The 14,047-nt window shown below is 70.6% G+C and carries 16 protein-coding genes and 1 pseudogene; 13 read left to right on the top strand and 4 right to left on the bottom strand.

What is annotated here, in order from left to right:
- Nucleotides 1-102: 102 nt before the first annotated feature.
- The 5 genes from AB1673_11145 to AB1673_11125 all read left to right on the top strand — a co-directional run bounded on the left by AB1673_11145 (nt 103) and on the right by AB1673_11125 (nt 5,683).
- Nucleotides 103-1,263 carry an FAD-dependent oxidoreductase gene (locus AB1673_11145; GenBank protein ID MEW6154526.1) on the top strand — a complete coding sequence of 387 codons (1,161 nt, stop codon included), beginning with the start codon at nt 103-105 and terminating at the stop codon, nt 1,261-1,263.
- Nucleotides 1,264-1,266: 3 nt separating this feature from the next.
- Nucleotides 1,267-3,630: an excinuclease ABC subunit UvrA gene (locus AB1673_11140; GenBank protein ID MEW6154525.1), complete on the top strand. Its 2,364-nt coding sequence runs from the start codon at nt 1,267-1,269 to the stop codon at nt 3,628-3,630.
- 101 nt (nt 3,631-3,731) lie between these two features.
- A complete protein-coding gene (locus AB1673_11135; GenBank protein MEW6154524.1) occupies nt 3,732-4,091 on the top strand; it encodes a metalloregulator ArsR/SmtB family transcription factor in 360 nt (119 codons plus the stop codon).
- A gap of 1 nt (nt 4,092) precedes the next feature.
- Entirely contained in the window at nt 4,093-5,184 is a 1,092-nt protein-coding gene (locus tag AB1673_11130) for a cation diffusion facilitator family transporter (protein ID MEW6154523.1), read from the top strand.
- A gap of 31 nt (nt 5,185-5,215) precedes the next feature.
- Nucleotides 5,216-5,683: a GNAT family N-acetyltransferase gene (locus AB1673_11125; GenBank protein MEW6154522.1), complete on the top strand. Its 468-nt coding sequence runs from the start codon at nt 5,216-5,218 to the stop codon at nt 5,681-5,683.
- A 244-nt stretch (nt 5,684-5,927) separates the two neighbouring features.
- Here the strand turns inward: AB1673_11125 and AB1673_11120 are convergent, their stop codons facing one another.
- Both AB1673_11120 and AB1673_11115 read right to left on the bottom strand, forming a co-directional pair.
- A complete protein-coding gene (locus AB1673_11120) occupies nt 5,928-6,290 on the bottom strand; it encodes a hypothetical protein (protein ID MEW6154521.1) in 363 nt (120 codons plus the stop codon).
- Between the two features lie 120 nt (nt 6,291-6,410).
- Nucleotides 6,411-6,632, bottom strand: a pseudogene (locus AB1673_11115) (integrase core domain-containing protein).
- 83 nt (nt 6,633-6,715) lie between these two features.
- On the opposite strand from AB1673_11115, the gene AB1673_11110 reads away from it, so the two are divergent.
- From AB1673_11110 to AB1673_11080, 7 genes are all read left to right on the top strand, one after another.
- Complete coding sequence (locus AB1673_11110) at nt 6,716-6,871, top strand: hypothetical protein (protein ID MEW6154520.1); 156 nt, start codon at nt 6,716-6,718, stop codon at nt 6,869-6,871.
- Between the two features lie 104 nt (nt 6,872-6,975).
- A complete protein-coding gene (locus tag AB1673_11105) occupies nt 6,976-7,131 on the top strand; it encodes a hypothetical protein (protein MEW6154519.1) in 156 nt (51 codons plus the stop codon).
- An 86-nt stretch (nt 7,132-7,217) separates the two neighbouring features.
- Complete coding sequence (locus AB1673_11100; GenBank protein MEW6154518.1) at nt 7,218-8,171, top strand: ATP-binding cassette domain-containing protein; 954 nt, start codon at nt 7,218-7,220, stop codon at nt 8,169-8,171.
- Nucleotides 8,168-9,004: an ABC transporter permease subunit gene (locus AB1673_11095; GenBank protein MEW6154517.1), complete on the top strand. Its 837-nt coding sequence runs from the start codon at nt 8,168-8,170 to the stop codon at nt 9,002-9,004. Before AB1673_11100 ends, AB1673_11095 begins: the two co-directional genes overlap by 4 nt.
- A gap of 12 nt (nt 9,005-9,016) precedes the next feature.
- Nucleotides 9,017-9,667, top strand: coding sequence for a TetR/AcrR family transcriptional regulator (locus tag AB1673_11090; GenBank protein MEW6154516.1), 651 nt, complete (start codon nt 9,017-9,019; stop codon nt 9,665-9,667).
- An 11-nt stretch (nt 9,668-9,678) separates the two neighbouring features.
- The gene (locus tag AB1673_11085) at nt 9,679-10,821 is read left to right on the top strand and encodes a DNA alkylation repair protein (GenBank protein MEW6154515.1); all 1,143 of its coding nucleotides are present in this window, start codon (nt 9,679-9,681) and stop codon (nt 10,819-10,821) included.
- Nucleotides 10,822-10,896: 75 nt separating this feature from the next.
- Nucleotides 10,897-12,294: an FAD-binding oxidoreductase gene (locus tag AB1673_11080; protein ID MEW6154514.1), complete on the top strand. Its 1,398-nt coding sequence runs from the start codon at nt 10,897-10,899 to the stop codon at nt 12,292-12,294.
- Nucleotides 12,295-12,303: 9 nt separating this feature from the next.
- Here the strand turns inward: AB1673_11080 and AB1673_11075 are convergent, their stop codons facing one another.
- Nucleotides 12,304-12,816: a VOC family protein gene (locus AB1673_11075; protein ID MEW6154513.1), complete on the bottom strand. Its 513-nt coding sequence runs from the start codon at nt 12,814-12,816 to the stop codon at nt 12,304-12,306.
- 68 nt (nt 12,817-12,884) lie between these two features.
- Complete coding sequence (locus tag AB1673_11070) at nt 12,885-13,448, bottom strand: YceI family protein (GenBank protein ID MEW6154512.1); 564 nt, start codon at nt 13,446-13,448, stop codon at nt 12,885-12,887.
- A gap of 96 nt (nt 13,449-13,544) precedes the next feature.
- On the opposite strand from AB1673_11070, the gene AB1673_11065 reads away from it, so the two are divergent.
- Nucleotides 13,545-14,045, top strand: coding sequence for a MarR family transcriptional regulator (locus tag AB1673_11065; protein MEW6154511.1), 501 nt, complete (start codon nt 13,545-13,547; stop codon nt 14,043-14,045).
- The last annotated feature ends 2 nt before the right edge of the window (nt 14,046-14,047 follow it).

Genomic DNA, 14,047 nt, shown 5'->3' with positions numbered 1-14,047 from the left:
TCACCCCATCGGGTGCCCGGGCACGACCGGCGAGGTTCACCTAGGCGGGCCCCCATGTAGGCTCGGCGAGTCCCGTTACGGCGTACCCCGGACAGGTGGAGCATGCAGACCAACCCCTCGGCGGAGCCCGTTCGCGTCGTGGTCCTCGGCGCCGGTTTCGGCGGCCTGGAGCTGTCGACCCGGCTGGCCACGGAACTGGGCGGCGACGTCGAGGTGACGCTCATCGACCAGCGGGAGGGCTTCATCTTCGGCTTCTCGAAGCTCGACGTCATGTTCGGTGGCCGGACGATCGACGACGTGCAGATCCCCTACAGGGCCATGGCCACGCCGGGCGTGAGGTTCCACCAAGAGACGGTGCTTGCCATCGACCCCGTGGGCAAGACGGTGACCACCAGTACGGGAAGCTATGACGCCGAGGTCCTCGTCATCGCCCTGGGGGCCGACCTCGACCCGGCGGCCACGCCCGGCCTCGTCGAGTGCGGCCAGGAGTTCTACTCGCCGGACGGGGCCGCTCGGGCGGGCGAGGCGTTGTCGAGCTTCGCCGGCGGCAACGTGGTGATCGCCGTGCTCGGCAAGGTGTTCAAGTGCCCGCCCGCACCCTACGAGGCGGCGTTCATGCTCCACGACTACCTGAGCCGGCGCGGGCTGCGCGAGGCCAGCACGGTCCACCTCGTGACGCCCATGCCCAAGCCGGTGCCCATCTCTGACGAGACGTCCGCGGCCATCATCGGGCTGCTCGACGAGCGGGGGATCAGGCACTCCCACTCCGCCCGGGTCACGAGGCTCGACCCCGAGACCAACGTCGCCTACCTGGAGGACGGAGGGGAGCTGCCCTTCGACCTCTTCCTCGGGGTGCCGGTCCACCGGGCGCCCGAGGTGGTCGTCGCCTCGGGCCTGACCGAGGACGGCTGGGTGCCCGTCGACCCCCGGACGATGGCCACCCGGTTCCCCGATGTCTTCGCCGTCGGGGACGTGACCAACGCGCCCGTCCCGCGGGCCGGGGCCATGGCCGAGGGCGAGGCCTCGACGGTCGCCGACCTGCTGATCAGCCGCATCCGGGGCGGTCCCGCGCCGGGGCCGTTCGGGGGCGCGGCCACCTGCTACATCGAGATGGGCGACGACACCATCGGCAAGGTCGACGTCGACTTCCTGTCCGGACCGGCGCCCACCGCACGCTTCGTGCCCCCGTCGGCCGAGGGGGCCGAGGAGAAACGCGAGTTCGCGGCCGTCCGCCGCCGCCGCTGGTTCGGCGAGAACGCGTAGACCGTGGCGCACCTGGCCGACAGCCACGACCTGATCCGCGTCCACGGGGCCAGGGAGAACAACCTTCGAGACGTCAGCGTGGAGATACCCAAGCGCCGCCTGACGGTGTTCACCGGGGTGTCGGGATCGGGCAAGAGCTCGCTGGTCTTCGGGACGATCGCGGCCGAGTCCCAGCGGCTCATCAACGAGACCTACAGCGCGTTCGTGCAGGGTTTCATGCCTACGCTGGCCCGCCCCGAGGTGGACGTCCTGGAAGGGCTGACCACGGCGATCATCGTGGACCAGGAGCGCATGGGGGCCAACGCCCGGTCCACGGTGGGGACGGCCACCGACGCCAACGCCATGCTGCGCATCCTGTTCAGCCGGCTCGGCCAGCCCCAGATCGGCCCACCCAACGCATACTCGTTCAACGTCCCTTCGGTACGGGCCAGCGGGTCGATCACCGTAGAACGTGGAGCAGCCAAGACGAAGACCGAGAAGGCCACGTTCACCCGCCTCGGGGGCATGTGCCCGCGCTGCGAAGGCATGGGCAACGTCACCGACATCGACCTCACGCAGCTCTACGACGACTCGAAGTCGATCGCGGAGGGCGCGTTCACGATCCCGGGGTGGAAGTCCGACAGCTGGTGGACAGTGCGCATCTACGCCGAGTCCGGCTTCCTCGACCCGAACAAGCCCATCGGCAAGTTCACCAAGAGGGAGATGCACGACTTCCTCTACCGGGAGCCGACCAAGGTCAAGGTCGAGGGCGTGAACCTGACCTACGAGGGCCTGATCCCCAAGGTCCAGAAGTCGTTCCTGTCCAAGGACAAGGAAGCGCTGCAGCCGCACATCCGCGCCTTCGTGGAGCGGGCCGTCACGTTCACCACCTGCCCCGAGTGCGGCGGGACCCGGCTGAGCGAGGCAGCCCGGTCCTCCAAGGTCGGTGGGGTGAGCATCGCCGATGCCTGCGCCCTGCAGATCAGCGACCTGGCCAAGTGGGTGAGGGGCCTCGACGAACCGTCGGTGGCGCCGCTGCTGTCCGCGCTGCGGCACACCCTCGAGTCGTTCGTGGAGATCGGGCTCGGTTACCTGTCCCTGGACCGGCCTTCGGGCACGTTGTCGGGCGGCGAGGCCCAGCGCACGAAGATGATCCGCCACCTCGGGTCGTCGCTCACCGACGTGACCTACGTGTTCGACGAGCCCACCGCCGGTCTTCACCCCCACGACGTGCAACGGATGAACGACCTGCTGCTGAGGCTGCGGGACAAGGGCAACACCGTGCTGGTGGTCGAGCACGAACCCGAGACGATCTCGGTGGCGGACCACGTGGTCGACCTGGGCCCGGGCGCCGGCGCGGCCGGCGGCACCGTCTGCTTCGAAGGCACGGTGGAGGGACTGCGGTTGAGCGGGACCACCACCGGCCGCCACCTCGGTGACCGGGCCGCGCTCAAGAAGACGGTGCGGACGCCTACGGGGGCGCTGGAGGTCCGGGGGGCGACGACCAACAACCTGCGGGCCGTCGACGTCGACATCCCGCTCGGGGCATTGGTCGTGGTGACGGGCGTGGCCGGGTCGGGCAAGAGCTCGCTCGTGCACGGCTCGGTCCCGGCCGGTGCGGGTGTGGTGTCGGTCGACCAGACGGCCATCCGGGGCTCACGGCGCAGCAACCCGGCCACCTACACGGGGCTGCTCGAACCCATCCGCAAGGCGTTCGCCAAGGCCAACGGCGTGAAGCCCGCACTGTTCAGCGCCAACTCCGAGGGCGCCTGTCCCGGCTGCAACGGCGCCGGGGTGGTCTACACGGACCTGGCCATGATGGCGGGCGTGGCCACGACCTGCGAGGACTGCGAGGGGAAGCGGTTCCAACCGGCGGTGCTGGAGTACCGCCTGGGCGGGCGGGACATCAGCGAGGTCCTGGCCATGGCGGTGGCCGAGGCCGAGGACTTCTTCGGGGGTGGCGAGGCCCGTGTGCCCGCGGCCCACGCCGTCCTCGGCCGACTGGCCGAGGTCGGCCTCGGCTACCTGACGATCGGCCAGCCGCTGACCACCCTGTCGGGCGGCGAGCGCCAGCGGCTGAAGCTGGCTACCCACATGGCCGACAAGGGCGGCGTGTACGTCCTCGACGAGCCGACCACCGGTCTCCACCTCGCCGATGTCGCCCAACTGCTGCGCCTGCTCGACCGGCTGGTGGATTCGGGCAAGTCGGTGATCGTCGTCGAGCACCACCTGGCCGTCATGGCCCATGCCGATTGGATCATCGACCTGGGCCCCGGCGCGGGCCACGACGGCGGCCGGGTCGTGTTCGAGGGCCCCCCCGCCGACCTGGTCGCCTCCCGCGCGACCCTCACGGGCCAGCACCTGGCCGCCTACGTCCAGGCCGGTTAGTGGTTAGGGCGGCAACCCCCACGAAACCTGCGCGGGAACCGTGGGCGAAACGCCCACGATTCCCGCGCAGGTTTGCACGTTTCGCGTACTAGACTATGTACGTGGATACGCATATAGAGCAAGAACCGACGGAAGCCGAGGTGGAGGCGGCCATCGCCACCCTGAAGCTGCTGGCCGACCCGACCCGTCTGCGGGTCGTATGGTTACTCCTCCACGGCGAGCACTCCGTGGGGGCACTGGCCGAGCACCTGGGAGTCCCGCCCTCGGGGCTGTCCCAGCACCTGGCCAAGCTGCGGCTGGCCAACCTCGTCAAGACCCGCCGGGACGGCAACCGGATCTACTACCTCGTAGACAGCGACCACGTCGGGCGCTTGGCCGAAGAAGCGCTGTTCCACGCCGATCACGTCGCCGGTGGCGCCGCCCATCACCGAGCCGACCAACCGGCCCGGCGCAGGGCCTGACATGGGCGCCAGCCGCGAACACGAGCACGACCACGGCGAGCACGACCACGGCGAGCACGACCACGATCACCCGAGTGGGTTGTGGGGGTGGCTGAAGGGGCTTTACACGCCTCACAGCCACGACGCCGCCGACTCGGTCGACCGGGCCCTGCAGGACAGCCGCAAGGGGATGCGGGCGCTAGCCATCTCATTGATCGGGCTGGCGGTCACGGCCGTCCTCCAGGTGTTCATCGTGATCATCAGTGGGTCGGTCGCCTTGTTCGCCGACACGGTCCACAACTTCTCCGACGCCCTGACGGCCGTGCCCCTGGGGATCGCCTTCTGGATCGGGCGGCGCAAGCCCACCAAGCGCTACACGTACGGCTACGGGCGGGCCGAGGACCTGGCCGGCATATTCATCGTGGCCATGATCGCTCTGTCGGCGGCCGTGGCCGGGTGGGAGGCCGTGCGCCGTCTCTTCGACCCCCAGGAGGTCCGCAACATCGGCTGGGTGATAGCCGCCGGTGTGATCGGGTTCATCGGCAACGAACTGGTCGCCCTCTACCGGATCCGGGTGGGCCGTGAGATCGGCTCGGCCGCTCTGGTGGCTGACGGCCTGCACGCCCGTGCCGACGGGCTCACCTCGCTGGCCGTCGTCTTCGGGGCGGTGGGCGTGGCCGCCGGCTGGGAGATCGCCGACCCGCTCGTGGGGCTGGCCATCACCGTGGCCATCCTGTTCGTCCTGCGGTCGGCGGCCCGGGACATCTACCGGCGGCTCATGGACAGCGTCGACCCCGAACTGGTCGACCAGATAGAAGAAGTCGTCGCCCAGGTGGACGGCGTCGAGGCCGTCGAGCGGGTCTCGGTGCGGTGGGTGGGCCACGAACTGCGGGCGGAGGTCGAGGTCGTGTCCGACTGCGAGCTGACGATCGCCCAGGGCCACGCCATCGCCGAGGAGGCTCACCACCGGCTGCTCCACGCCCTGCCCAAGCTCTCACGAGCGACCATCCACACCAGCCCGTGCGACCACGACGGCCGCGACCACCACTCGGCCACCAGCCACCACTTCTCACGCCGCCAGCCTGAGCCCGAGCTGGCGTCGCCCGATCCCTGACGGGCACGGCCGCTCGCTACGCTCGCCACCCGTGGACCCCGGGTACGAGCCGCGGCTGGCGACGCCCGACGACGCCGCTGAGGTCGCCCGCCTGCTCCACGACTTCAACGTCGAGTTCGACACGCCGTCGCCCGGGGCCGTTGTCCTCGAGGGCCGGCTGCGCCGCCTGTTAGCCGGCGACGAGGTGTTCGCCCTGCTGGCCGGCCGCCCGGCGGCGGCCGTCGCCCTGGTGACGCTGCGTCCCAACGTCTGGTACGGGGGCCGTGTCGCGCTCCTCGACGAGCTCTATGTGGTCCCCCGCCTGCGCGACCAGGGGATCGGGTCGGCGGTGATGGGCCTGCTGATGTCGACGTGCCGCCGCCGGGGGGTCGACCTCGTCGAGATCAACGTGGACGAGGGCGACACCGACACCCAGAGGTTCTACCGCAGGCACGGGTTCCGCATGAGCGAGCAGGGTTCGGACGAGCGGGCCTTCTACTTCTTCCAGGAGCTCGCGTGAGTAGATAGGACACCCGGAGGCCGGCCCCGAGCTTGAGCTGGAGAGGTTCCGTCGATGCGGGACTTCACCGTCACGGCCGAGCCCGGCACGCTCCCCGCCCCGGGCCCGCCCGGGTCGACTGCACCCACCCGGCTACTGCCGACGCAGCAGCACGCGACCGCCGCTGGGGGATTCGCAGGCGGTAAGCCGTTGCCGAGTTGGGAGCATTAGACGCCGACTGGGGGTGAGTCCTCCGGGTATCCGGTCAAGGGGACAGCGACTCCTGCCGGTCTCGCGAGGCTCCGATCAGCGAGGTGACCAGCGTCACCAGCCATGCCAAGGGGACGTAGAAAGCCAGGGAGCCGCCAGTGACGAAGACGGGGAGCCACGCCGCTGCCGTCAGTCCAAAGAGCAGCGAGCCGTACACGTAGACGGACCGCGCTTGTCGGATGCCGAAGGCGAAGATGACAGTCGGCATGAGCATCGCTACCAGGAACCCGAAGAAGACGAAGTTCGCCTCACCTCGCTCGTTGTGCTTGTACAAGACTGCGGAGACATCACCCACGATGACAATCGCCGCGGTCAAGGCAGCGATCGTCCATTTCAGCCCGTATTGCTGCTGGTACACAAGATCCTCTCCTCTACCTAACATGGCCTCGGACAACAAGTGCGACGCCTATTCGCCTTCGCACTCCGAACTGGCGCACCAATTGGTGCATAGCCCATGCTTGTACGAAGCATAAGAGATAGTCGCTTCGTACTGGGCCGGGCTCCGGTAGCCGAGGGAGCTGTGGAGGCGATGGGTGTTGAACCAGCCCTCGATGTAGTCGAAGATCGCGCTGCGCAACCCTTCGCGCGTCGGCCATGGGCGCGTGTCGATGAGCTCACGCTTGATGGTGGCGAAGAAGCTCTCGGCAACGGCATTGTCCCAGCACTCGCCCTTGCGGCCGACGGAGAGCACGACGCCGTGGGAGCGGGCCAGCTCGGCGTAGTCGCCGGGGATGAACGTGGTGGTCGAGCGCTGCGCGTTCTTGGACGTGCACCCGCGACACGGTGATGGCCTGTCCCCGGGTACCCGACGGTGCCAGCGGCCGCCGGGAGGAGGTGGCGGAGTTCGGCACCACCACCTCCCGGTTGCTGGCGCTGTCGGACTGGCTGGTCGAGCGTGGGGTCACCCTGGTGGGCATGGAGGCCACCGGTGTCTGCTAGCGGCTATTCACACCTCAGTCGCCGGATTCCTTGCCACCCTTGGCGCGTCTAGCCCGGAGACCCGATGCCCGTGCGCATGGCCGCGGGGGCGGCGTCGGCCGTCGATGTCGTGGTGGATCTCGTCCCTGCTGGCCAGGACCATCGTCGTGGTGTGGAAGCTAGCCGGGCGCATCTACGAACAGGTCCTGGTGCGGCTCGGGTCGCCTGTCGCCTGGCGCGACGCCAAAGCCCTCCTCCGCCGGGGTGACCGGCCCCACTAGCTAGTTGCCTCCCCGAAAAACTGGTTGACTAACCAGTGAATTGGTGACAACATCAGTCTTGGTTGGGGCTAACAGGGAGTGACGCCGTGATCGAGGCCAAGGGGCTGACCAAACGGTTCGGGAGCAAGGTCGCGGTCGACGACCTGTCCTTCACGGTGCGGCCGGGGTCGGTGACCGGTTTCCTGGGGCCGAACGGGGCCGGCAAGTCGACGACCATGCGCATGGTCCTGGGCCTCGACCGCCCCACGGCGGGCACCGTGTCGGTGGCCGGGCGGGCCTACCGTGACCTGCCGGCGCCGCTGCACGAGGTGGGTGCCCTGCTCGACGCCAAGGCGGTCGACGGGGTTCGCACGGCCCGCGCCCACCTGCGGTGGGTGGCGGCCGCCGCCGGGATCGGGCACGAGCGGGTCGAGGAGGTGCTCGGGCTGGTCGGGCTGGCGGGCGTGGCCGGGGAGAAGGTCGGCGGGTTCTCGCTGGGCATGTCCCAGCGGCTGGGGATCGCCACCGCCCTGCTGGGCGACCCTCCCGTGTTGCTGTTCGACGAACCGGTCAACGGCCTCGATGTCGAGGGCATCCGCTGGGCCCGCAACCTCATGCGCAGCCTGGCTGCCGAGGGGCGCACGGTGATGGTCTCCAGCCACCTCATGAGCGAGATGGAGGCCACCGCCGACCACGTGCTGGTCATAGGACGGGGGCGTCTGGTGGCCGACATGGCGATGGCTGAGTTCATGGCCCTGGGTTCAGGAGCCAACGTGCGGGTGGTCACGCCCGATCCCGCCCGGCTCGAGGCCCAGGTGCGGGCCGCCTGTCCCGAGGCGGCCTTCGCCCCCGGGGACGACGGCGCCCTCCACGTGGCCGGGGTCGACAACGTCCGCATCGGCGAGGTGGCGGCCGCCGCCGGGATAGTCCTGCACGAGCTGACGCCCCAGCGGGCCAGCCTGGAGGCCACGTTCATCGAGCTGACGGGCGACGATGTCGAGTTCCACAGTGCGGCCCCGGCCCAGGCGGCGGCCGCCGCCGGCCCGGGGAGCCAGCTATGACCACCACGGCTACCAGGCCGGTGCCCGAGCGGGCCGCCCAGGAGACCGGCCCCGGCCTGCGGGAGGCGGTGGCCGCCGAGTGGGCCAAGCTGCGCACGGCCAGGGCGCCGCGGCGGAACCTGGTGCTGGGCACCGTCTTGGGCATCGGGGTCTCGCTGGTGCTGGCGGCCGTGGTGGGCGCCACCTTCGACGACTGGCCGGCCGCCGAGCGGGCCCAGTTCGACCCGGTGCTCTTCCCGCTGTCGGGGTCGCTCCTCATGGCCATCTTCTTCGTGGCCGCTAGCGTCGGGTCAGTTGCCCCGGAGTACAGCTCGGGCATGATCCGCCTCACGTTCACGGTGGTGCCCAAGCGGTGGCGCGTCCTGCTGGCCAAGGCGATCGTGGTGGGCGCGGCCGTGGGGGTGGCGTCGGCCGTGGCCGTGACAGGCATGCTGTTCGGCGGCCAGGCGGTGTTCGCGTCCTACGGGCTGCCCACGGCCGGGTTGGGGGACCCCGACTTCGTGCGAGCCCTCCTCGTGCTCGTCCTCACTGGACCGCTGTTCCCGGTCCTGAGCGTGGCCGTGACCTTCCTGCTGCGGTCGGCCGCGGCCTCGATCTCGACGATGCTCGCCCTGATCTTCGTGCCGTCGATGTTCGGGGGGCTGCTCCCCGGGTGGTGGCAGCGCAACGTGCTGAGCCTGCTGCCCGGCCCGGCCGGTGACAGCCTGGCCATCGGCCACCTGGAGCCCTCGGCCCTCCACCTCCACCCGCTGGCGGCCGCGGTCGTGGTCGTCGCCTGGGTGGTCGGCCTGCTGGCCGTGGCCAACCGGGCCGTCTCTCGCCGCGACGCCTGAGAACATGGCCGCGTGACCGACGGGGCCCGTGTTCGTTCCGGGGGTGAAGGTCCGGGAGGGGACCGGGGCGAGGGTCGCAAGCCGACGTTCATCGAACAGGCCCGGCGCCGCCAGATCGTGGATGCGGCCATCGAGACCCTGGCCGAGGAAGGCTACGGGGGGACCACCTTCGCCCGGATAGCCGCCCGGGCAGGTATCAGCCCGGGCCTGATCTCCTACCACTTCGCGGGCAAGCAGGAGCTCATGTCCACCGTGGTGTCGACCATCACGGCCTCCATGGACCACGCCATCCGCACCGAGGTCGAGGGGGCGCCCTCTTACCGAGCCGTCCTGCGGGGGCTCATCGAGACCCAGGTGCGCTACTTCGCCGAGCACACGACCGAGGTGCTGGCCCTGGGCCACATCTTCCGGCGGGGCGTGGACGACGAGCTGAGCGGTCAACTGGAGTCCCTGCGGGCCACGAGCGTCGGCGAGCTCGAGCAGATGTTCCGGGAAGGCCAGGAGACCGGTGACCTCGGGCCGTTCCCGACCAGGCCAATGGCCGTGACCCTCCTGGCCGCTCTGGAGGCCGTCCCCGCCGAACTGCTCGGGGACCAGCCCGTCGACGCGGCCGCTTACGCGTCGGCCCTGGCCGACATCTTCGACGCCGCCGTCCGTCCGTGAACCGCCGGTAGATGGCCGACTTCAAGGACGAGATCTCGCCCGCCATGGCGGCCCGGTTGGCATCCGAACTGGAGCGGGCCTGGCCCGCGTTCCCGACCGGGAGCTTCCTGGCCGGGCTCGACGCCCAGCTCGCCCCGCGGGCCCTGCTGGCCCGGGTCGACGTGGTCGCCGACCGGCTGGCGGCCTCGCTCCCCACCGACTTCGCCGAAGCTGCCTCGGTGATGTGGCGGGCACTGGAGTCGGAGTCGCTGACCGGGTGGATGACCCTGCCGTGCGGGTACTGGGTGGCGCGGGCCGGGGCCGACGAACCGGCCCTGGCCCTGGCCCTGCTGGCTGGCCTCACGCCCCGGTGGTCGAGCGAAGGGCCTATCCGGGTGTTCATCGAGCGCCACCCCGAGATCACCTACGAGCACCTGCGCCGGTGGGCCACAGACCCCGACGAGCACGTCCGCCGGTTGGTGTCCGAGGGCACCCGGCCCCGCCTGCCGTGGGCGCCCCAGCTGCGGGGCGTGCGGGCCGACCCGGGGCCCAACCTCGGGCTTCTCGACCGCCTGGTGGACGACCCGTCGGCCTACGTGCGCCGTTCGGTGGCCAACCACCTCAACGACATCTCCAAGGACCATCCCGACCTCGCCCTCGAACTGGCCGGCCGGTGGCTGGGGCGGGGCCCGGGGGCGGCCTGGGCCGTGCGCCACGGCCTGCGCTCGATGGTCAAGGCCGGGGACCGGAGGGCGCTGGCCCTGATGGGGGTGAGCGTCGACGCTGACATCGCGCTGGTCTGGTTGGAGGCCCCGTCCGAGGTGGTCGTCGGCCAGGCCGTTACGTTCACGTTCACCCTGGTGGTGGAGGGCGGCGCCCCGGCCGACGCCGTCATCGACTACCGGGTGCACTACGCAGGAGCGAGCGGGGCCCGCCGCCCCAAGGTGTTCAAGCTGACCCGGCGGCGCCTGGTTCCCGGCCAACCCGAGACCATCGTTCGCCGGCACCGGTTCGAGCATGTCTCGGTACGCCGGATCTGGCCGGGGCCCCACCGGATCGACGTCCAGGTCAACGGCCGGGTGCTGGGGGCCGTCGACATCGAGGTCGTCGACGGGACCAGTCCCGGCGGCCCCAGGCCCAGCCCCAGGCCCAGCCCCGGCGCCGGCCCCGGCTGAGCGGGGAACGCTCCGGGAACGCTGGGCCCGGCATGATGGGCATGACGGCGGATGGGGACGAGAAAGGGGAGCCTCATGGCTGTCGACGCCGGAGCGGTAGCGGGCCTGCGCACGCGGTTTCGGGGGGCCTTGCTGCGCCCCGAGGAGGAGGGTTACGAGGAGGCCCGCCGTATCTGGAACGGCGACATCAACCGGCGGCCGGCGCTGATCGCCCGCTGCGCGGGGGCCGACGACGTGGTCGAGGCCGTGCGCTTCGCCCGCGAGAACGACGTGCTCGTGTCCGTCAGGGGCGGCGGTCACTCGATCGCCGGCCACTCGGTGTGCGAGGGCGGGCTGATGATCGACCTCTCGCTCATGAAGGCGGTCAAGGTCGACCCCAACGCACGCACGGCCACCGCGGCCGGGGGCCTGCTGTGGTCGGAGTTCGACAAGGCCACCCAGCCCTTCGGGCTGGCGACCACGGGAGGAGTGATCAGCCATACGGGCGTGGGCGGCCTCACCCTCGGAGGCGGCCTCGGGCACCTGATGCGCAACCACGGTCTCACGGTCGACAACCTGGTCTCGGCCGACGTCGTGACGGCCGACGGCCGGCGCCTGCACGCCGACGCCGACCACGAGCCCGACCTGTTCTGGGGCCTGCGGGGCGGCGGGGGGAACTTCGGGATAGCCACCCGCTTGGAGTTCCGGCTCCACCCCGTCGGGCCCATGGTCCTCGGCGGCCCGATCTTCTGGCCGCTGGACCAGGCCCCCGAGGTCCTGTCCTACGTACGGGACTACGCCCCCCAGGCCCCGGACGAGATGGGCATAACTGTCGGCCTGGTCATGGCCCCACCCGCCCCGTTCGTGCCCATGGAGTGGGTGGGCAAGCCCGTGACCGGTCTCATCCTCCTATGGTCGGGGGACCCGGCCCAGGGGGCCCAGGAGGTGGCCGGCCTGCGGGCGCTGGGCACGCCCGTGGCCGACGCCGTGCGGCCCACTCCCTATGTGGCCCTCCAGTCGATGCTCGACGGCGGGGCGCCCCACGGCCGGTGTTACTACTGGAAGGCCCACCGCCTGCCTACGCTCAACGACGAGGTGATCGACATCTTCGTCGACCACATGGGCGCGGCCACCAGCCCCTTCTCGCAGATCAACGGCTGGGCCATCGGTGGGGCCGTCAGCCGGGTCGAGCCCGGGGCCACGGCCGTCGGCGACCGCGAGCCGGGGTTCGAGATGAGCGTGACCATCGGCTGGTCCCCGGCCGACCCCGACCCCGAGCGCCACAAGAACTGGGCGAGGGTCGGTTGGGAGGCACTACGGCCCCACGCCGAGGGGGTCTACGCCAACTTCATCTCCGACGAGGGCGACGCCGGGCTCCAGGCCGCTTACGGCGATCGCCTGGGGCGCCTGCGGGCCGTCAAGGACGCCTACGACCCCGACAACTTCTTCCGCATGAACTCCAACATCGCCCCCACCGGGTGGTCGAAGCCCTGACGGCCGGTGTCAGGTGGCTGGTTCGGGGGTGACCCGCCCGGCGGTGCGCACACCCGCCCAGCGGGCCAGTTCGGCGTCGAGGTCCAGGCGCTCCACGGTGGCGCTGTCCTCGAACTGCCCCCACTCGTCGCGGGGCAGCATCCACATGACCTCCAGCTCGTTGCCGTCGGGATCGGCCGCGTAGATGCTCTTGGTGGCACCGTGGCTCGACTCCCCGGAGTAGGCGCCGGCGGCCAGGAGCACCTGGCGGGCCTCGGCCAGCTCGTCGACGGTGTCGACCTGCCAGGCCAGGTGGTAGAGCCCGACGGTGCCCCGGCGCCGGGGCTCGGCCGCCGGGCCCACGCCGAAGAGGCCCAGGTCGTGGTGGTTGCCCGAGCGTGGGAGGCGGAGGAAGGCGGCGTTGGCCCGAGGTTCACGGGCCATCACCTGCATCCCCAGGGTCTCGGTGTAGAAACCGACGGCCCGGTCGAGGTCCGACACGAAGAGAACGGCGTGGTTGAGACGGACAGGGGAGAGGGCCATCGGGACAACCTCCTTACATGGGGGCCTGGCCCCCGAGGCGACCAGTTTCCTCGGGGGCCAGGCCGGGTTCAAGCGCCGTCCGAGCGGACAGCCGAGACCTCGAACTCCAGGGTGACCTTCTCGCTCACCAGCACGCCACCGGCGTCGAGGGCGGCGTTCCAGTTGACGCCCCAGTCCTTGCGGTTGACCGTGGTGCGCCCTTCGAGGCCGACCCGCTGGTTGCCGTAGGGGTCCACGGCTGCTCCGGTGTACTCGAGGTCCAGCGTCACAGGCCGGGTCACACCCTTGATCGTGAGGTCGCCGGTCACCCGGTAGGCCTCGCCGGCGAGGGGCTCCACCGACGTGGCCGCGAACGTGATGTGCGGGTGACGCTCCATGTCGAAGAAGTCGTTGCTGCGCAGGTGGTTGTCACGGTCGGCGTTGCGGGTGTCGATGCTGGCTGCCTTGATGGTGAGCTCCAGGCTCGACCGGGACGGGTCCTCGGCGTCGAAGTAACCCTTGCCCTCGAACTCGTTGAACGACCCCCGCACCTTGGTCACCATGGCGTGGCGGGCGACGAACCCGATGCGGCTGTGGGCCGGGTCGATGGTGTAGGTGCCGCTCAGGGTGGCCGGTATCGTGGTGATGCTCATGGCTGCGTTCTCCTGCGTTAGTGATCGGGTGAGTGATGGTTGACACATCCTCTAACATGGGTGATAGGTCAACTATTCCCTGGGTAGGTGCGAGGTATGCCCGACATCGCCTGGCTTGACGAGCGGGAGGAGCGGGCGTGGAGGGCGCTGCAGTTCATGCAGATGCGCCTCAACGCCGAGCTGGCGCACCAGCTGGCCCTGGAGTCCGGGCTCTCCTACCAGGACTACCTCGTGCTGGTCGTGCTCACCGATCGGCCCGAGGGCCGCGCCCGGCTGTTCGAGCTGGCCCGCTACCTGGGCTGGGAGAAGAGCCGCCTGTCCCACCACATCGCCCGTATGTCCGAACGGGGCTTGGTGAGCAAGGAGAAGTGCGACTCTGACCGCCGGGGCTCGTTCGTGGTCGTGACCGAGAGGGGTCGCCAGGAGATCGAAGCCGCCGCCCCGGGCCACGTGGCCGCCGTCCGCCGGCTGTTCATCGGCCCCCTGTCGGGCGGGCAGCTCGACGCCCTGGGCGCGGCCTGCGAGACGGTGCTGGCCGCCCTCGACCGCCACCAGCGCTCCCAGGACGAGGCCGGAACACCCACCCGGCCCGAGTAAGC

It is taken from the genome of Actinomycetota bacterium, assembly GCA_040754375.1.
In the GTDB taxonomy this organism is placed as follows: domain Bacteria; phylum Actinomycetota; class Acidimicrobiia; order Acidimicrobiales; family AC-14; genus JBFMCT01.
The sequence above is the reverse complement of the archived record's forward strand: the minus strand, read 5'-3'. Positions and strand labels throughout refer to the sequence as shown.